Here is an 18,629-nt window from a genome sequence, read left to right as displayed (position 1 = left end):
TTTTCAGTCCGCTCCAGATTCTTTGATCAGGCTTCCTACCTGAAATGTTTTGGGTTCTTCAATTAATTCTTTGATAAAGTCTTTATCTGTATCTGCTGTTGTTTCTTCTTCCAGCACTTCATCATCCAGTTCCGGCTCATCAATCAGACCTTTCATGGCATCAATGATAGACTGTACTGTAGGAAATTTTTCATTCAGATTCAATGCGCTCAGATCTTTATTCAGAACTGATGGGGTTGCCTCTTGTTTTTCTGCACTAATGGCAAGCTCCTGCGGTCTTTTATAATAGATTCTTAAATTAACATCTGCTAAAAGAGTAGCCACTCTGTTATGACCATCACCGAATAAAGTCTGCAGCAATACAATCCTGTTCTGTTTTTGTTTATAAACTTTGGGAAGAGCGTGTATTTTTTCAAGAAATTCAATTTGTTTTTCCACATTGAACTCAAAATCTTCACCGCTGTAGAACTCTGCTGTACGTCTTAAAGGTCCTGCGAAATCTGCGTAACCGTCCTGCATTGCATACAGAACCATAAGCAATGCCCCGAACGGAGGCCAGCCCTGCGGCTGAAGCTCTTTCAGTATCTCCATGACATAAGGCCTGTAAGCAATGGCTCCTACTCCGGGGATGGAGAGGAGATTATTCTCATGATAACCGGAATCTCCGGGAACATCTTCATCAGTTTTCCATTCCCAAAAGTAATTTTCATAGGACTGGAAATAAGCCTTTAATTCCATTCTCTTGATTTTTCTGTTAGACGGAATGAGCTTACGGATAGGGTACGGAAATCAGTATCTTTTATTGAAAGATAATTTCCGTTTTCATCCCACAGCAGCCATCCTTCCGGCTCATTGTTATATTTTTGCTGTAACAGTGTACTTAGGTTTTTAAACTCAAAATCCAGCCCTGCCGGCAGTAAATGCCTGTCTTTGGTCCAATAGGTTTTTCCGGGAAAGCTCAACAATGGAGCTCCTATAAACAATGCTTTATCCTCCAACATCGTCCATTTTATTTTTTCAAGCTTAAATTTTGGTAATGCAACGATATTTTCTTTAATATCAGCTATATTGCCCAGCAAAGCGATTACCGGCTGCTCTTCATTACTTTCTTTTAATCTTACCGGAACTTGTTCCTGAATTCCAAAATAGTTTTGATTGGAAGGAGGCAAAGTAAGCTGTAATGCTTTATCTATAGGAGCCCAGAGTAATGCTGTTCTTATTTTTTTGGTGGGAACCAAAGCTTCTTTCCTGAATAAAAGGCCATCCCGGAGTTCATACAGGATAAAATCCGGTAATTGCTGTATTTCCGGAGCTTCGGCCTGTACATCAGTAAAGCCTTTGAGCCAGATTGCTTCTTCTTCTACGGCAATCTGAATATTTTTCCAGTCTCTGATTGAGCCCAGAAAATCTTCATCCGCACGGGGAAGTTCCGCCCAGAATTCTTTTAAACGCTTTGAAGAATCTTCTGCCATAAGCTTTCAATTTCCTGCTGTATATACTGCTTTTGTTCCGGGTTTCTAATCCAGTCGCAACGGGTCTGCAGATACCTCAGTTTATCTTTTATTACATTCTGCTCTTCAAAACTCAATGCTCCTCCATTCCATTTTTCAACAAGAATTTTTACGTCTTTCATGACTTCTTCAGGATTAGGAGTTTTATTCTGCATGGCCTGTGGATGGGAATCCGGATGATCATCTTTTTCAATCGTCCTGTTGATGATTCCTTCCAGAATTTCAATCTGCTCTTCCGTATCCCAGATGTGTTTCAATACCCACAGATCGGAAAGCACGGCTTCTTTTCTTCCGCAGATCAGAGCACTTGCTGCAATGAGATTCTGAAGTTTTACGGCTCTACGGTCCGAAATAGCAATTCCTGTATTTCTAAGCGTCATGATCGTATTCAGGTACACTTCATAAATCGGTTTAAGATCTATTGTTCTGCACAGGTTTTGTAACTGCCTGATTTCGTCAGCATGAATTTCCGGAATTTCCGTTTCTTCTTCATTTTCCAGTTTTCTTCCTGCCAGAAGGACTTGTTGTAAAAGTTCGGGATTCACATAATCGACATTAATTCTTACCAGAAAACGATCAAATAATGCATTCAGCGCTTCATCTTCCGGAAGAACATTACTTGCTCCTACAAACATCAGTGCAGGTAAGTGTTTGGTTTCCTTTCCTCGTTTAAAGATTTTTTCGTTAAGCGCCATCAGAAGGGAATTCAGAATTGCAGAGTTCGCATTGAAAATCTCATCCAGGAAAACCATGGAAGCTTCAGGCATCATTCCTTCCGTATTGGTCAAAAGTTCTCCTTCTTTCAGCTTTCTGATATCAAAAGGACCGAAGATCTCGTTCGGTTCTGTAAAGCGGGTCAATAAATATTCAAAGTTTTTCCCGTCTTTCACTGTTTTCGCCAGCGTTCTGACAATAGCTGATTTTGCAGTTCCCGGAGGTCCGTACAGAAAGGCATTTTCTCTTGCCAAAAGGCAGATTCCCAGCAGATCTACGACATCATTTTTACCTACAAAAGTATCTTTTACGTAGTTTAGGACTGTATTGAGTTGATTGATATTCTGATTCATTGATTTAAAAAATTAAAATTTCCACCACTTCTTCTTCTGTGGCTTCTCTTCTGCTTTATTTTCTGCCTGTTCATTTCTTTTGCTGAATGAAAAAGCAAGTCTCTGATAAGGCACCCCGATATCGAAGTATAGCTGTGTACCATCATCCAGCGTAAGTGCATCCATTATTTTATCTCCGTCCTTTACCAGACTTTGTGATACATCCTGTTTATTGAAGTGATGCCTGATGAGATCCCTTTCATCAGAAATTCTTGTAATAATATAGGGTGAATCTTTGGTTCCGTCTCCTGTTTTTTCAAGACATTCAAAATAATCTGTGATATTGTCATTTCAATGCTCCTGCCTTTTTCATCACCCAATTCCTTATAAGCAAAATATTTATAGATATGGGCTCTCGGGCTCAGCAGAATATTGACATTGACGTATTGCACAACTTCTTCAAATTTTCCTTCATTGAGCCAATCCTGTAAGTTTTCAAGGTCTTCGGAATAAGGGTCATATTCAGGATCACTGATTACCAGTTCACGGCATTTCAGGAATGTTTCCTTTGTCGGATCTGTTAAAAATTCAAATACTTTCTCATACGTTTTCATTGTTATCTTCGGTTATAGTTTTTAGTTCTCGCCAGAATGCGTCTTTGTGCATTCCGAATTCGGCTGTTAGCAGTTTATTGATAAACGGAATTTCTGCCAGTTTATACTCTCTTTTTTCAACAATTCTTTCCAGGTATAGTTTTCTATAAGTATTGTCTGCCAGTTCTTCCTTCCAGTTTATATTTTTAAGATCAAGGTCATACCCTATTCCGGAGTAGTGAAACTGCATCAGAATATTTTCCAGCATAGCAATCAAAGGATCTTCAGGATCAACCGTATTTAAAGCAATAATCACCTGTGGTAAAAACCTCAGCGATAAATCTGCCGATAAGATAGAAGAAATATCTCTTGTTCCTTTGAATCCGGGAATAAGCTTTTCAATATTTTTTTCTGTATTTTCCCTGATGAGATAAAGCTGAGTACTGTGATAGAGAACTTTAGCAGCCCAAACAGCAGCTTCTTTGTTGCAGGTTAGCCGGTCAGATAAAAACTCAAGGCGTTCTTTTTCGAATTCTGTTTCAAAATAATCTCCTGCTTCCGACTCTTCCTGAGGGGAGATTTGCTGTAAGCTTGAAAAAAGAGTAATGCATTCTTCCTTACGAAGCAAAAAGATCGTGTCTAAAAACGGTGACTTGGTTTCCATGATCTAACAAAAATAAAATTATTTCGTTGAGAATAAAATTTTTGTTGGGAAGATTCTTGTTAAATATGGATTCTTTATGTCGGTTACGAGGTTGGAAAAACGCAAAGGCGCGAAGAGAATAAGTCTTGTAATTCTTTTTAAGGCGCAAGAAAATCAAAAATTTTCAGCAAGGCTATTCCTTTTTGCGTCTTTGCGTTTTTAAAATCATCAATAGATTGCTTCGTCGCTTAAGCTCCTCGCAATGACTTACTGTGATACAATTTCAATGATATTATTTTCCGGATCCAGAATGACACTTTCATAATAACCGTCTCCTGTTGTACGTGGTTCTCCGGCAACTGTATAGCCGTCTTTTCTTAACACTTCCGTAAGTTCATCTACTTTTTCTTTACTGTTTACCGAAAATGCAAGATGGATGATTCCGTACTGCTGGGATTCGTATGAGTTTTCACTTTCTTTGATATCCGGTCTGGTCATGATTTCAAGACGGCAGCCCTTATCAAAACTTAGAAAATAGGATTGAAAGTTTTTAGCAGGGTTATGGTATTTTTCATTGGAAACCGCTCCAAAATATTTCTGATAAAATGCTCTGGATTGTTCAAGATCTTTCACCCAAATGGCAATATGTTCAATTTTCATTTGCTAAATATTTACTATACACAAAAGTAAACAGGCCGTGTTCACTATACCTGCTCCTTATTATTATTTTATTGTTCTGTATTTACCGGATTATATTTTGAATAATGTAAAAGACTTTTTATATCATCTCATTTATAGCACTTATTGCTAACATCTTATGTATTCTGATCATGACAGGCAACATCATTGTTTACATTGATGCAATACCTGAAACAATCTAAAAGTTATTATCTTTGCCCCATTCAAAATAACATTATGAGTATTCACATCAGTGCAAAAAAAGGAGAAATTGCCAAAGTAGTATTGCAGCCGGGGGATCCGCTTCGTGCACAGTATATTGCTGAAAATTATTTAGAAAATGCAAAACTGGTTAGCAAAACCAGAGGAATTTTTTATTATACGGGTCTTTATAAAGGAAAAGAAATCACTGTAGGAGCAAGTGGAATGGGTTTCCCAAGTATCGGAATCTATTCTTTTGAGCTGTTTACAGAATATGAAGTAGATACCATCATCAGAATCGGTACTTGCGGTGCTTACAATACGGATCTTAAACTTTTTGATATTTTAAATATTGATAAAGCTGCCAGTGAAAGTACTTATGCTAAATACGCATGGGGAATTGAAGACGAAATCCTTTCTCACCAGGGAAATATCTTCAATACCATTAATGAAACGGCTAAAGAACTATCCTTAAACGCAAAAGCAATCAATATCCACAGTAGTGACATTTTCTACAGAAAAGATCCTGCTACTCCGGAAATTGCTACAAAATATAACTGTCCTGCAGTAGAAATGGAAGCTTTCGGTTTATTTGCCAATGCCCAGCATTTAGGAAAAATGCAGCAACTATTCTTACGGTGACGGATATTATCCCAACGCACGAAAAAATCTCTGCTGATGAGAGAGAAAAAGCTTTGAATCCAATGATGGAGCTGGCTTTGGAATCGGCAATTAAGAGTTTGTAAAAAGGTTTAAGAGCAAAACGGCGAAAAAGTGAATTTGCAATTTGTTTTTTAGCTATACTATATATCAGCCTTTTGCGGTTTAGCAATTTTGCTAAAAAAAGAGCTTTACTTCGTCAGTAGAGCTCTTTTTTATAGTCTGAAAAAATTTCCGGCAGTTTCTGTAGTTTCGTCTGCCACTTCGGAAATGCTGATCTTCTTTAAGTGAGCAATTGTCTGTGCCACATAAGGTAAGAATGAAGGTTCATTTCGTCTGTTCTGAGTTCTGGGCATATTTTTAGGAAGCATAAAAGGAGCGTCTGTTTCAATCATCATCCTGTCCAGAGGTACATATTTTATAACATCTTCGAGATGTCTAAATCTTTTTTTGTCACTGATGGCTCCTGTAAATCCTAAATAAAATCCTTTATCCAGATAGTTTTTTGCTTCGTTCAATGTTCCGGTAAAACAGTGTACAACTGCTTCCGGTAGTTGGGAAAGATATTCATCTGTAATCTCATTAAATCTTTTAAATGCAGATCTTTCATGAAGAAAAAGCGGTTTATTGACTTCTATCGCAAGCTCCAACTGGGCTTTATAGCATTTTTCCTGTACAGGTCTCGGCGAGAAATCCCGATCAAAATCCAGTCCGCACTCTCCTACTGAAACTACATAATCGTGTCTCAATAATTTCCTGAGTTCAGCGATACTTTCTCCGTTAAATGATTTGGCATCATGAGGATGAATTCCGGCTGTTGAAAATAGAATTTCCGGATATTCTTCTGCAATTCCGGCAGATTCTTTACTTCCTCTTACACTTGTTCCGGTAAGAATCATATGCTCAACCCCGTGATCCAAAGCACGGTTGATAATTTCTTCGTGTTCATGATAGAACTGTTTATTGGTTAGATTAATGCCAATATCAATATAAGTGTTCATTTTGTTTTTTACTTTTTTATTATAAGTTATTTTAGGGAGATAAGCGTGATTCGAACACGCAACTATTCTGGGCAGGAATTATTTTTCCATTTAAACTATTATCTCCATTATTTAAGTTGGGAGTACAGCAGGACTCGAACCTGCAACCTCGTCCGTGACAGGGACGCATTCTTCACTGTTGAACTATGTACTCCTGTGAAACGAGCGGGAATCGAACCCGCAGCCTCTGGCGTGGAAGGCCAACGCTCTTCCGTTGAGCTACCGTTTCAAGAGTTGGGAGATAAGCAGGAATCGAACCTGCAACTCATTTTAGCAAAATGTATTTTTCCATTATTACTATTATCTCCGTATGGATTTTACCAGGTATGAACTTTATAATTTTTCAATAAAACTCTACTGAAATAATTTCCTTTTATTCCTTCCATCACAGGATGCAGAATTCTGGCTGCACCATCCACAGAATCCAACGGCGGAATGTAGCCCATCTCAAACTGTTTCTTTCTGAGACTTTCTTTCGCTCCTGTGGAAATCCATCCCACATCTACGGCACTCATATAGATCTGATCATTCTCAAATTCTTTTGCAGACGTTAGAGTCATCATATTCAAAGCCGCTTTTGTCATATTGGTATGCGGGTGAAAAATGGTTTTATTTTCATAGCTGAAAATTCCTTCTGATGAGGTTACATTGATGATGAATTTTTCTTTAAACACTGAGTTTTTCATCAATGGTTTCAGTTCTTTGATCAGAAAATAAGGCGCAATATGATTGATGAGATTAACCTCTACCAATTCGTACATGGAAACTTCTTCCAGCGTGGAATTCCAGCTTGTTTTTTCTCTGTTATCAACAGGCTGTCCAAAACGGGTAAGTTCTACTTGTGTTTCTTCATGATAAGCATATTCCAGTTTTGCAATTTCACTTGAAATTTCAGTCTGATTCGGGATCAGGGTATTAATATTCTTAAATTCTACCAGTTTTTCTTTTTCACGCTTTATTATCGGAAGGTAATATTCATCGGGATATTTTATGGTCTGTGCAGCATTATTGATCAGGATATCCAGCGTATCAAAATTGAATGTATAAAAATTGATAAAATCCTGAATAGCCTTTAGATTTCTCAAATCCAAACCGTAAATCCACAATCTGTCTTTCCATTCGTTATAGTCTGCTTCCTGCTGCATCAATTCCATCGCCAGTGCCGGAAAACGGGTTGTCAAAACCAGATTGGCCCCGCCTCTTAATACCTTCAATGCGGTGGCAAAACCTACTTTCACTCTTCCTCCTGTCAGAATTACATTTCTTCCGGTAAGATCTGCCGTTTCAAAACGCTTTTCGTAGTTTTCTTCAGCACAGACAGGACATAATCTGGAATAGAAAGAATGTGCATACTGATAACTTTGGTTACAGCAGTAGCAGTTTTTGGGAATCTGAAGCTTTGTAAGTTTCACTTCTTCCTTTTCATCATCATAAAAAGCAGAAACGCCAGCCAATGCTTTCTGCATTAATACTGAATTGGAATTTACTGCCAGGTCATGGGATTTCATTTCTGAATAATTCTCATTACGGCTTTGTTTTTTTGCACCTTTATGAATTTTGGTAATCAGCCCTGAAAATGTTTTATTATCGGGATTCAGAAAAGGGTTTTCCTTCAAAGCATTCAAAACTTTGAGGCAGGTTTCCCATTCTTCATTTGAAAATTTTTGATCTGATTGATTCATAGCTTCTGTTTTATATCTGCAAAACTAGAAGCTCAGTGCGCAATGTTTTTACGTAGTAAAAAAGAAGATAAAAAAGGTGGAAAAGTAAAATCTTCTATTAAGGGCAACGACTAAGGAAATGCTGCTATTGCTTAAAGGAACCTGCAAAATCTGCGAGAGTTTTATTTTCCCACGAATTTCACAGATGCCACAGAGGTTTGTGTTTATTCATTGATAAATTTTTCCAGAAAGCCGATCAGCTTTGTTCCTCCGTGGCTCCACCGGATCCCATGGCCCTGTTTTTCCCTGACTTCAAAAACAAGTTCATGTTTATAGTGGAAGAAAACATTCCACCAGGTTTTATTTTCTAAAATTTCATAGATTTTCTCCATTACTTTTTCCTGCTTCTGCTGATTGTTTCCTTTGATTTCTCCCCAGAACTTATCATCCATTCTTCCGATATGTTTTTCCCAGGCTCTCTGGGCAATGGTGATTTCGTTATTGAAGGGCTCCTGACAAGCTTTGATAAGACAGGCTTTCAAAGGTGGAATAGCGTTTTCATCACGAATGCTCGCTGAGGTTAATCTCTGTCCTAAAACATTCAGCCAATGTTCAAACGGAATTGCTTCCAGAAGTTTTGTCTTCACCTCATCTGAATTGTTACTTTCAAGAATGGTAATCAGTTTTTCAAAACTTTCTTCACGGTTGATTATTACTTCTTCGTTAAAATAAGGCGCATCCACTTCCAGATTATTCTTCTTAAACTTAAAAATATTTTCTTCCAGATGTTCCAGATGCTCTCTTTCTAAAATGGCTTTGTATTTACTTTTCCATGCTTCAGAAAAAAGGGAAATATAAGGCTCAAACAGATTCATATTCACATCATTTTGATCAGATTAACAGAGAGGTTTTCTTCTTTGATCAGATGTCCGATCAGGTTAAACCATGCTTTACAATGATCCAGAATCCACGCATCGGAGGAAATAATGATTTCTGAACTCTCTGCCAGTATTTTATCCGGATTATATTGCAGATCCGCTTCCCAATTGAGGTGGTGCTGCTCTGCAAAATCAAGGACAATCTGTTTGATCCGTCCGCTGTTGGAAACAGGTTTGTCAAAGATCCATACCAGTTTTTCAATTTGATTTTGCCTGTAAAAAGAAGCAACCAATTCCACGGCTCTCACAGTTTGATTCACTCTTTTATAGGTTCCATGAACTCCGGAAAGATCACGGAAACAGCCATCCAGTCCTTCAAAAATATAGGCTTCGGAGAGCAGACTTTCCAGCAAAATCAGAACATTGAAACCGTCAAGATATACGGTCTCTCCTTTTAACGATGAAGAATTTACATGCTTCAACTGCCTGTTTTGAAGCTGTACAGCAGAGGCGGATGCACCCCGTAAAGCCTGTATCTGCCGGGTTTTAAGTCTGTATCTGTTTCCTACGAGTTCAGAAGCTGCTTTTTCCGGATAGTCTCTGGTCAGCAGATAATGCATGTCTTCAACAGCGAGTTTCAGCTTGCTGATCTGTTTTTCTGAACCAAACAGAGTGTCATCACCTGTATTTTTTCCGCGGTTTCTGTTATTCATGCTCAAAAATAGAGTTTTTACGGTAAGAAATATTTTTTATCTGAGAATATTAAACCATCCCGTCAAAAATTCTTTGAATTTTCGCCCCTCCAAGGGGGGAATTGAATGCTTCAATATTAAGCCTTTCAATTATATGATCTTCTTCTTAATTCATGATGTGTTATATTTACTACAACAAAAGAGATATTTTGTACAATGTATTGATATTTATTAGGGATAAGTTTGCAAAGACTTAAAAATTCCCTTATGAATACACTGAAAAAATTATGTTACCTGTCTGCAGCTGTATTGCTAACAGCATCTTTCGTTTCATGTTCAAGCGATGATAATGAAATAAGTATTGAACAGCAGACTCCCTCACAGGTTCTTTCTTCCACTCCATGGGAAACTACCGGAGCAAAAGATAACAACGGAAAAAATGTGGCGTTAACCGATGCTAACGTGGCAGGATATGTAGGTTTTGCCTATTTCAAAGCCAATGGAAACTTTGCCATCTACGGATTGAATGATGTATTGAGATCAATGGGAACATGGTCTGTAGATCCCCAGGGAAAAACAAGAACGATCAACTTATTAAACCCAGACGGAACCACCATTCTCACTCGTGATGTTGAAATTCTTGTTTTAAATAGAAATGAATTTACCTACAGAATCCATCCTAATGCTGCTGATCTATCCGTTTATTATGACATCATCCATACAAGAACTGCTCATACCGAGCCAAGTAATGGACAGCTTACTTTGGCATCTACACCTTGGGAAACAACAGGAGCTAAAGATAAAGACGGAAACAATGTCCCATTAGATAATAATAATGTAGCCGGCTATGTGGGATATTCCTATTTTAAAGCTAATGGAACCTTCAAAATCTTTGGATTAAATGATGTTCTTCGTTCTGAAGGTACATGGTCTATTTCTCCGGATGGAAAAAAGAGAACACTTACAACTCCAACATTTACCCGTGTTGTTGATATCCTTGTTCTGAATGAAACTACATTCACTTACAGAATTACCGATACTACCAATCCGGCTGTATTTTACGACATCATCCATACGAAGGTAAACCATAAGGAGCCTTTGTAATGATTATTTTTTTATAATAAGGAAGAACCTGCTCAGTGATGGGCAGGTTTTTATATTAATTTACAAAACCACAAGCCTTTATTTAAAATACTTTAGTTTACTTAAGTAAATTAAATGGGTAAAAATGATCGATATGAAAATTCAGACAACTTCTGATTATTTCATTTATCTATATTCTTCCCACCATTTTTTCCAGTTTGCTGATTCTAACTGATCCAGATTTACTTTTTCTCCAATCATTGGGAGTGTTATCGGAATATTATTTTTTTCCGCATGCTGTGCTGCCAGCTCCAAAGGTTCATACCATGCATGCTGTGCCAGCTTGAATTTGGAATTGTGTACAGGAATGAAATTTCTGGCTTTCAGTTCTTTTATTTCTGTTATCAACTGATCAGGCAAAGTATGTATGTAGGGCCACTTTTCATTATACTGCCCGTTTTCCATGATGGCCAGATCAAACGGACCATATTTGTCTCCGATTTCTGTAAAATGATTACCATAACCGCTGTCACCACCTAAAAACAGAGTTTTTGACAGAGTTTTTAAAACGAAAGATGTCCAGAGGGAGATATTACGATTCAGTAATCTTCCTGAAAAATGTCTTGCAGGAGTAAGAGTGATTCTGAAACCTTCAGCAATGTCTATGCTTTCCCACCAGTTTTTCTCAATGATTTTGTCAAAACTCCAGCCCCAGTATTCAAAATGTTGTCCGGTTCCCAGCCCACAAATGACTTTACCCACTTTATCTTTTAATTCCTGAACGGTTTTATAATCCAGATGATCCCAGTGGTCATGGGAGATAAGCAGGAAATCTATCTCCGGCATATGTTCAGGCTTATAATAATCGGCTCCCTGAAAAGCTTTTACTGAGCCTGGCATCGGTGAAGCATTACCACTGAAAACAGGATCTATCAGAAATTTCTTTCCATCCACCTGAATGAAGTAGGAACTGTGCCCGAACCATACCAAAACATTTTCCTCGGGCTGAAGATTTTTAAGATCAGTTACCACAAACGGAAGTGCCGTTTTGGGTGAGGTATTTTCTACTTTGCATAAGCTCTGGAGAAGCAGTTTGGTCATACTTTCACCTTCCAATAAGGCAGGTGTCGTCAATATATTCTGAAACCTCCCATTGAGATAATTGGGAAGCGTACTGAAATATTCTTTTCTTTTTTCATCGGGAAACTGCCCGAGCTGCTTTTTTAAATTTTTCATTCGCTTGATTTTTACATTCTGAGTCGTTCTTCTTCCAGATCAAGCCTGGTTAAATAATGTCTTATATATTCTTCGTCAATATTAGGATTGCGTCTGTTTTCTTCCCGAAGCCAGATTCTTTGCTGCTCAAGGGTTTCGAAATAAATTTCTTTGGCTTCTTCGGACAGCTTATGGATAGAGTCTTCTTTATCTTCCTGCTCCCAGCGGTCCATCAATTTGCTAAAATATTCATTTTCTGTTCTTCTCTCTTTATAATTTTCATTGAGATACCTGAAGGCTACCCGTCGCATTTCTCTTCTCAAAAATTGTTCAGATTCTTCCCCGGACATATATCCTCCTCCGGAATCGGATAAATTAAGCTTTTTAATCAGTGCCGGTAATGTCAATCCCTGAATAATCAAAGTAGCAAGAATTACAATAAATGTAATGAAGAGAATAAGGTCACGGTGCGGAAAAGGTTGTCCGTTTTCCATGACAACAGGAATAGATAGTGCAGCAGCCAGTGAAACTACCCCACGCATTCCTGTCCAGCCCATCAATACGGGAGCTTTCATTCCCGGATTTCTGTCTGCTACATTGATGAAATTCCTCATAATCAAGGTTACAAAAACAGCACCGAAAGAGGAGATAAAGCGGACCAGAATCAATACAACAGTAATCAGCAATCCATAACCTACTGCATCGGATAAACTTATACCCTCTTTACGTAAGCCTACCAAAATTTCCGGCAGATCAAGACCTATCAGTAAGAATACAATTCCGTTGATCAGAAATACAAAGCTTTCCCATACGTTGGAGCCTCTTAATCTGGATTGTGAAGTTCTGAAAATCTGATGTCTTCTCACGGAAAGGAATAAACCACCGCTTACCACGGCCAATACTCCCGAGGAATGCATTTCTTCTGCTGCAATATACATCACATATGGCGCAACCAGACTAAGGATCGCATCCATATTGACATCTGTAGGAAATATTTTTTCTATTTCAAGGAATATAAAAGCCAATACGACTCCAATTCCCAACCCTCCAAACACCATCCATCCAAAACTCAATGCCGCATCCTGCCATAAGAACTGTCCTGTAGCCACGGCCACCATTGCAAATCTGAAAATAATCAGTGAAGAAGCATCATTAAATAAGCTTTCCCCTTCCAGAACGGTTGAAAGGTTTTTAGGAACTTTCACAAACTTCAAAATAGCTCCAGCACTTACCGCATCCGGTGGTGATACAATTCCTCCCAGCACAAAGCCTAATGCCAGCGAAAAACCGGGAATGTATAAGTTCGCCGCAAAAGCTACCGATATTGCTGTAAGGAAAACTACAATGAAGGCAAAACTGGTAATAATCCGCCTCATTTTCCAGATTTCCTTCCAGGATACGGCAAATGCTGCTTCATATAAAAGCGGAGGCAGGAAAATAATAAAGATCAGTTCAGGATCAATTTTCAACAACGGTAATCCGGGGATAAAACTGATCAGGAGTCCTGCAATAACCAATATGATAGGATAGGCCACTTTCAACCGATTGGCCAGCATAATGGACCCGATAATAACAAGGACCAGTCCCAAATAATAAATAAAATTTTCCACCATTGTATTTTCAATTAACTTAAATCAAATTTCTATTTTTTGACCACAAAATTTAATAGAAAAATAAATATAAGCATAAGATTCTGAGATGTGAAACATAAATTACAAACAGTGAAAATTTTAATCAATGATTTTGGAGTAAATACATTAATATTCAGAAAACCATCCAACCAGTCCCAACAGAATTAATCCCAGTATTGAGCCTGAGAGAATTAATACAGCTAATGTCTTCGCAAAAGTTAGCCAATATGTCTTTCCTGCAAATGTGAAATCTGCGGGATTGATATTGTATGCAGAATAAACGGAAGGATTGATACGCAGATCCGGCCTGAAGTAAACAATTCCCTGAATATATCTTCTCTGTAAAGCTTTGAGATTTCCGATATAGCAACTGTAACCTGCATCTACTCCATCAAAATCTACGTTTATTACGAAACCGTTATAGTTTACTTTCAATACATCAATTTTATTTCTCGGGCTGAGATTTATATCATATTCATCTGAAAGGCCAGATTTTTCCAGACCATGATAAAGGATTCTATCAATTGTTCCATCTCTTCTTTCGTAATGAACGCCTGTATCATCCACAACAATCTTTCTAATTTCTCTTTTTCTAACCCTCTTCTGATAAAGGATAAAATGATATAAACCAAACCCTAAAACCGGATAGTAAACCAAGGCTGCTATAACAAATATTGTAATTGTTTTGCACAGTATTAAAGGTAATACCATCAGAATTAAAAACATCATCAATAATACAAGCACTCCCAACGTTCTGGTAAGCCATGTCATGAACCACCATGGTTTGGAAACTAATGGTAAAAAATCTTTTCGCACATTCTCCTGCATTTGTTGAAGATACGGAAAAAATTAACAATGCTAAAGAGCCATAGTAGTATACCATGGCTCTTTTACTCAATTGAAATAAGATATAATTAAACTGAAACTATGAAATTGTATATGTTTTTTCTGTCGTTATATTGTATGTATCGGAAATGACATTATCTACAAATCTCCATTCTGTAACAGAACTACCTGAAGTAAATTTCACATGCAGATATCCTCTTTTATAAAGATTGGCATATTCCAGATCATCAATCAACAGGGAAAATGCCTGTGCCAGTTCTATTGCTTTTGCAGGATCTGAAGTGATTCCCAGATATCCTTCTAAGCCTGGAGAAGAAACGGAGCTGCACGCCAGTTCTGTCCCGATAAATTTTCCCTGGGCATCGGTAAGTTTTCCTAACCATGCATTGTGCGTATCGCCTGCCAGTACTACCACATTCTTTCCTGCAAGAACAGAATAAAGCTGCTCTCTTTCCATGAAATAACCATCCCATGCATCCAGATTGTATGGTAAAGTAGTGGTGATTCTTGCAATTTCCTGCGGTGTTAATGTAGGATCCTGCTGTTTGTATCTTGTTTTAAGGACTATTAGTTGGGTGATGGTATTCTGAAGTGCCTGCATCGTAGCCGGTTGAGCGCTTCCATGTTGTTTGATCTCTGCAAGAATCTGGTTCAGTAACATAAGAAGTTCTGCAGGAACCATCATTTTCGTCATTAAAATCTGCTGACCAAGAACTTTCCATTTTGCCGTATCACCATTGATCTGCGAATTTAGCCATGACATTTGCTCGCTCCCGATCAGTTTTCTGCTTGTGCTTAGAAAATCTGTTTTAAACTGTACCTGATTAAAGTTCCCGGCTGCATCCAGATAATCCGAGTATTCCATCTGTTTATCTCTTGCAATCACTCTTGTATCCATCATATAAAGAGAAACTATATTTCCGAAGTTGAAACTTCTGTAAATTCTCATATCTTTCCCCGTTTTAAGAGGAATATATTCACTGTATGCCTGGAACGCTGCCATTTTTCTTGCCTGAAAATCTCCTTCGTTCGGCTGATGGTTTTCGGCTCCGGATTTATAGGTATCATTGGCAAACTCATGGTCATCCCAAACACAGATGAACGGTTTTCTCTGATGAAGAAGCTGAAGATTTTTATCTCCTCTGTATTGTCTGTACCGCTCTCTGTAATCAGTGAGGTTAAGAATTTCTTTTGCGGGTTGATGAGCTCTGCCCAACTGATTGGTGTAAGGATTTGTTCCATATTCTCCCGGAGCATATTCATAAATATAATCTCCAAGGTGCACCACTACATCAGCTTCAGATTTTGCAATGGCTCCATATACATTAAAAAGTCCTGCAGGAAAATTAGAACAAGACACTACTGCCATCTTCACTTCACTTATAGCATCTGATTTTGAAGGTAAAGTAAGCGTTTCTCCTGTTACGCTGACTTCTTTAGTTTTACTGTTATAGAATCTGTAGTAATACTTTGTGTTGGAAGAAATATTCTGTACATCCACCGCTACCGTAAAATCATTCACTACTGTCGCATTCACCTGCCCTCTTCTCACAACTTCTGAAAAGCTGCTATTTTTACTGATTTCCCATGTAATCTCTGCATCAGTTCCTTTTGAATACCTGGTCCAGATAATAATTCCCGTAGCACTTGGGTCAAAACTCGCGACACCGGATTCGAAACCTCCGTTTTTAAGATCATCAGGTGCATTTCCATTTTCAGTAAAATCATCGCTGCAGCTTTCAATTAAAGGAGCAATAAAAAATCCTCCTGCCGCTAATAGTGAATTTTTAAGAAATCTTCTTCTGTTGAATTGGTTATTGTTTTCCATCATTACTTTTTTTGCAAAGCAACGGTATCTCGGGAAGAAGAATGTTAATTGTGTTTTAAATATATTTTATGATTTTTTAAACATATGTTTAATGTTATGCATAGGAAATCGTCATGATACGTATTACTCTAATGAGCAAACACAAAAGGAAACCTTTCCGGCTTCCTTTTTCAACAAGTTCCATAGAAGAAACTTTGTTTTCATCAAATATATTATTTAAGGTCTTCTTTTATTCTCCTAATTCCAGCTGGTTTCTGACCAAATTAAAATATTCTCCTTTTTTGGATACTAATTCCTGGTGGTTACCCTGCTCTACAACTTCGCCCTTTTTCAAAACAATGATATTGTCTGCACTTTTTACTGTGGATAAACGGTGTGCAATGATAACAACGGTTCTTCCTTTAAAAAACTCCTGTAAATTATCATGTATAATTTTTTCATTTTCTGCATCCAGTGCAGAAGTAGCTTCATCAAAGAAAATAAAATCCGGATTTTTGTATACAGCCCTTGCAATAAGAATACGTTGTTTCTGTCCTCCGCTCAAATCATCTCCTGCGGCTCCTATTTTAGTGTCAAATCCTAAAGGAAGACTTTGAATCATTTCGTATATATTGGCTAATTTACAGGCACTGATCAATAATTTTTCATCTGCGTCTTCCTGCATGGAAATATTCTCCCTTATGGTTCCGCTGAATATGTATGAGTCCTGAAGAACAACTCCACAATTGCTTCTCCACCAATCATGATTGATCTGAAACAGCTCTTCTTGCCCGATGTTCAGATCTCCTTCTGAAGAAGGATAAAATCCCAGAAGAAGTTTGGATAATGTGGTTTTTCCACTCCCACTTTCTCCAACTATGGCAAGAACTTTCCCGTTAGGAATTTTAAAATTGATATTTTTTAAAACATAGGGCTGATGTCCCCCCGGATATTTGAACCATACATTATTTAAACTAATATCCTTACTCAGCAAAGCCTGATTTCCCTCTTTTAAATTGAGGTTTTCATCGGTTTGCTGTAGAATTTCCTGAACTCTTTTATACACTAAACTTGAATCCTGAAATGAGCGGAAAAACGCGACCAGATTTTCTATGGGTGCGGAAGCAATACCTATAATATATCCTATACTCAGCATCTCACCAACCGTCATTTTCCCAAGTGATACCCAATACACGCAAAAAAAGGTAGTTGAAAATATAAATAACTGTTTAATAATGCTGGTAACATTGGTTTGATAAATATCCAAGATAAGACTTTTTACTTTGGTTTTATATATCTTTTTCTGCAGCTCTTCCCACTTTGATATCCTTGAAATATGAGCATTACTAATTTTAACGGAAACCATCCCGGTAATCATCTCAACAAGATGATTTTTGCTTTCTGAATTTAATTTAAAGGCATAATAATCTATAATCCTTCTTTTATTATGAAACAAATAAATCCATATAGTGGAAAAAACCGCAATTCCCAGAAACCCCAATGCGATATACTGGTTATATATTAAAAGCCTTATTATAAGTACAATCAATAAAAAAACTGATAAAATATTCGATAGCAATTGCCTGGTTAATAACTGTTCTATTTTTGACTGTTCTTCTATTTTCTGTAATAGGTCTGTATATAATCTGTTTTCGAAAAAAGAGACCGGAAGTCTGACTGTTTTCTGCAGCAAGTCATTCAGCATTTTAATGCTTACCTGTGAGCTAAAGTGTACTCCTACAAAATTCTGAAGGATATTGATGAGTATCTGTCCACCATACAAAAGCATCTGAAATCCAAAAATTCCAATGATCACTTTTCCTTCTTTCGACTTCATTCCTTCGTCAAACATCTTCTGAATCAGCTGAGGAAAGATATAGGAAATAACGGAACTTATCGTAATTAAAAAAATCAGCAGTCCAATTTTGAAATTTTGTTTTTCTAAAACTGAACGAATATAGCTTTTGAAAATTTTTAAATCCTGCTGTTCAAAAGGAGGTTTAAACTCAACAAACTCTTCTTTCGGGATTAATTGTAGTCCAATCCCTTCATTATCTGTGGACGAAATCCAAAGCTTTACAAACTGCTCTTTTTTAAGCTTTAGTCTGCCATATTTGGGATCTGAGATATAATAAAAATTATTTTTGATTTTATAGAGTACAACAAAATGCTCCTGCTCCCAATGTAAAATGCAGGGTAAATGAACATCCTCGTTCAGTGTAGACAAAGGAACCTTAAAAGGAGTTGTATGAAAATACAGCTTTTTACCGGCATCATTAATATCTGCCAGAGTAACCCCGGATCGGGTAACTTCAGTAAGGTTTCTCAGATATACCAGATCACAATCTTTGCCGTAATATTTTAGAATAATCTTAAGGCAAACCGGACCGCAATCCATCTGTTCTATTTGGGAATAAAAAGGAAATTTGTTGAACACAATAATA

Annotated in this window: 18 protein-coding genes and 2 tRNA genes; 2 read left to right on the top strand and 18 right to left on the bottom strand. The window is 37.5% G+C overall.

Features of this window, described 5'->3' with window-relative positions; genetic code table 11:
• Nucleotides 1–3: 3 nt before the first annotated feature.
• The 7 genes from EL165_RS26370 to EL165_RS19920 all read right to left on the bottom strand — a co-directional run bounded on the left by EL165_RS26370 (nucleotide 4) and on the right by EL165_RS19920 (nucleotide 4,453).
• Nucleotides 4–738 carry a hypothetical protein gene (locus EL165_RS26370; RefSeq protein WP_232529142.1) on the bottom strand — a complete coding sequence of 245 codons (735 nt, stop codon included), beginning with the start codon at nucleotides 736–738 and terminating at the stop codon, nucleotides 4–6.
• On the bottom strand, nucleotides 729–1,472 hold the full coding sequence (locus tag EL165_RS19940) for a hypothetical protein (protein ID WP_002983464.1): 744 nt from the start codon (nucleotides 1,470–1,472) through the stop codon (nucleotides 729–731). The genes EL165_RS26370 and EL165_RS19940 overlap by 10 nt, the downstream gene beginning before the upstream one ends.
• Complete coding sequence (locus tag EL165_RS19935) at nucleotides 1,445–2,578, bottom strand: AAA family ATPase (RefSeq protein WP_002983465.1); 1,134 nt, start codon at nucleotides 2,576–2,578, stop codon at nucleotides 1,445–1,447. The genes EL165_RS19940 and EL165_RS19935 overlap by 28 nt, the downstream gene beginning before the upstream one ends.
• Before the next feature lie 12 nt (nucleotides 2,579–2,590).
• Nucleotides 2,591–2,743, bottom strand: a complete 153-nt coding sequence (locus EL165_RS25915; protein ID WP_164720343.1) for a hypothetical protein — start codon at nucleotides 2,741–2,743, stop codon at nucleotides 2,591–2,593.
• Between the two features lie 17 nt (nucleotides 2,744–2,760).
• Nucleotides 2,761–3,171 carry a hypothetical protein gene (locus EL165_RS19930; RefSeq protein ID WP_126358680.1) on the bottom strand — a complete coding sequence of 137 codons (411 nt, stop codon included), beginning with the start codon at nucleotides 3,169–3,171 and terminating at the stop codon, nucleotides 2,761–2,763.
• Nucleotides 3,158–3,814 (bottom strand): hypothetical protein, encoded by a 657-nt coding sequence (locus EL165_RS19925; protein ID WP_050791177.1) that lies wholly within the window; start codon nucleotides 3,812–3,814, stop codon nucleotides 3,158–3,160. Before EL165_RS19925 ends, EL165_RS19930 begins: the two co-directional genes overlap by 14 nt.
• A 246-nt stretch (nucleotides 3,815–4,060) precedes the next feature.
• Nucleotides 4,061–4,453 carry a VOC family protein gene (locus tag EL165_RS19920; protein WP_002983469.1) on the bottom strand — a complete coding sequence of 131 codons (393 nt, stop codon included), beginning with the start codon at nucleotides 4,451–4,453 and terminating at the stop codon, nucleotides 4,061–4,063.
• A gap of 255 nt (nucleotides 4,454–4,708) precedes the next feature.
• Between EL165_RS19920 and EL165_RS19915 the strand changes: the two genes are divergently transcribed.
• Nucleotides 4,709–5,314 carry a phosphorylase family protein gene (locus EL165_RS19915; protein ID WP_232529141.1) on the top strand — a complete coding sequence of 202 codons (606 nt, stop codon included), beginning with the start codon at nucleotides 4,709–4,711 and terminating at the stop codon, nucleotides 5,312–5,314.
• A 233-nt stretch (nucleotides 5,315–5,547) separates the two neighbouring features.
• Here EL165_RS19915 and EL165_RS19910 read toward each other — a convergent pair whose 3' ends face one another.
• The 6 genes from EL165_RS19910 to EL165_RS19885 form a co-directional block, all read right to left on the bottom strand.
• Nucleotides 5,548–6,333, bottom strand: a complete 786-nt coding sequence (locus EL165_RS19910; protein WP_002983472.1) for a TatD family hydrolase — start codon at nucleotides 6,331–6,333, stop codon at nucleotides 5,548–5,550.
• 119 nt (nucleotides 6,334–6,452) lie between these two features.
• Nucleotides 6,453–6,526: transfer RNA gene (locus EL165_RS19905), tRNA-Asp, on the bottom strand.
• 3 nt (nucleotides 6,527–6,529) lie between these two features.
• Nucleotides 6,530–6,601 (bottom strand) — tRNA-Gly (locus EL165_RS19900).
• An 88-nt stretch (nucleotides 6,602–6,689) separates the two neighbouring features.
• Entirely contained in the window at nucleotides 6,690–8,054 is a 1,365-nt protein-coding gene (locus EL165_RS19895) for an SDR family NAD(P)-dependent oxidoreductase (RefSeq protein ID WP_002983473.1), read from the bottom strand.
• A gap of 203 nt (nucleotides 8,055–8,257) precedes the next feature.
• Nucleotides 8,258–8,908, bottom strand: a complete 651-nt coding sequence (locus EL165_RS19890; RefSeq protein WP_002983476.1) for a hypothetical protein — start codon at nucleotides 8,906–8,908, stop codon at nucleotides 8,258–8,260.
• Between the two features lie 2 nt (nucleotides 8,909–8,910).
• Nucleotides 8,911–9,624 (bottom strand): DUF434 domain-containing protein, encoded by a 714-nt coding sequence (locus EL165_RS19885; RefSeq protein ID WP_041462069.1) that lies wholly within the window; start codon nucleotides 9,622–9,624, stop codon nucleotides 8,911–8,913.
• 246 nt (nucleotides 9,625–9,870) lie between these two features.
• On the opposite strand from EL165_RS19885, the gene EL165_RS19880 reads away from it, so the two are divergent.
• Nucleotides 9,871–10,707 carry a DUF4822 domain-containing protein gene (locus tag EL165_RS19880; RefSeq protein ID WP_002983480.1) on the top strand — a complete coding sequence of 279 codons (837 nt, stop codon included), beginning with the start codon at nucleotides 9,871–9,873 and terminating at the stop codon, nucleotides 10,705–10,707.
• Nucleotides 10,708–10,872: 165 nt separating this feature from the next.
• On the opposite strand, the gene EL165_RS19875 is transcribed toward EL165_RS19880, so the two are convergent.
• From EL165_RS19875 to EL165_RS19855, 5 genes are all read right to left on the bottom strand, one after another.
• On the bottom strand, nucleotides 10,873–11,922 hold the full coding sequence (locus EL165_RS19875) for an MBL fold metallo-hydrolase (RefSeq protein WP_002983482.1): 1,050 nt from the start codon (nucleotides 11,920–11,922) through the stop codon (nucleotides 10,873–10,875).
• 11 nt (nucleotides 11,923–11,933) lie between these two features.
• Complete coding sequence (locus tag EL165_RS19870; protein ID WP_002983484.1) at nucleotides 11,934–13,514, bottom strand: Na+/H+ antiporter; 1,581 nt, start codon at nucleotides 13,512–13,514, stop codon at nucleotides 11,934–11,936.
• Nucleotides 13,515–13,658: 144 nt separating this feature from the next.
• Nucleotides 13,659–14,360: a hypothetical protein gene (locus tag EL165_RS19865; protein ID WP_002983487.1), complete on the bottom strand. Its 702-nt coding sequence runs from the start codon at nucleotides 14,358–14,360 to the stop codon at nucleotides 13,659–13,661.
• A 97-nt stretch (nucleotides 14,361–14,457) separates the two neighbouring features.
• Complete coding sequence (locus tag EL165_RS19860) at nucleotides 14,458–16,209, bottom strand: alkaline phosphatase D family protein (protein ID WP_002983489.1); 1,752 nt, start codon at nucleotides 16,207–16,209, stop codon at nucleotides 14,458–14,460.
• 226 nt (nucleotides 16,210–16,435) lie between these two features.
• Nucleotides 16,436–18,622, bottom strand: a complete 2,187-nt coding sequence (locus EL165_RS19855; protein ID WP_041462070.1) for a peptidase domain-containing ABC transporter — start codon at nucleotides 18,620–18,622, stop codon at nucleotides 16,436–16,438.
• Nucleotides 18,623–18,629 lie beyond the last annotated feature (7 nt).

It is taken from the genome of Chryseobacterium gleum, from assembly GCF_900636535.1.
Lineage (GTDB): Bacteria > Bacteroidota > Bacteroidia > Flavobacteriales > Weeksellaceae > Chryseobacterium > Chryseobacterium gleum.
Note: the sequence above shows the minus strand (reverse complement) of the source record. Positions and strands in the feature narration are given on the sequence as shown.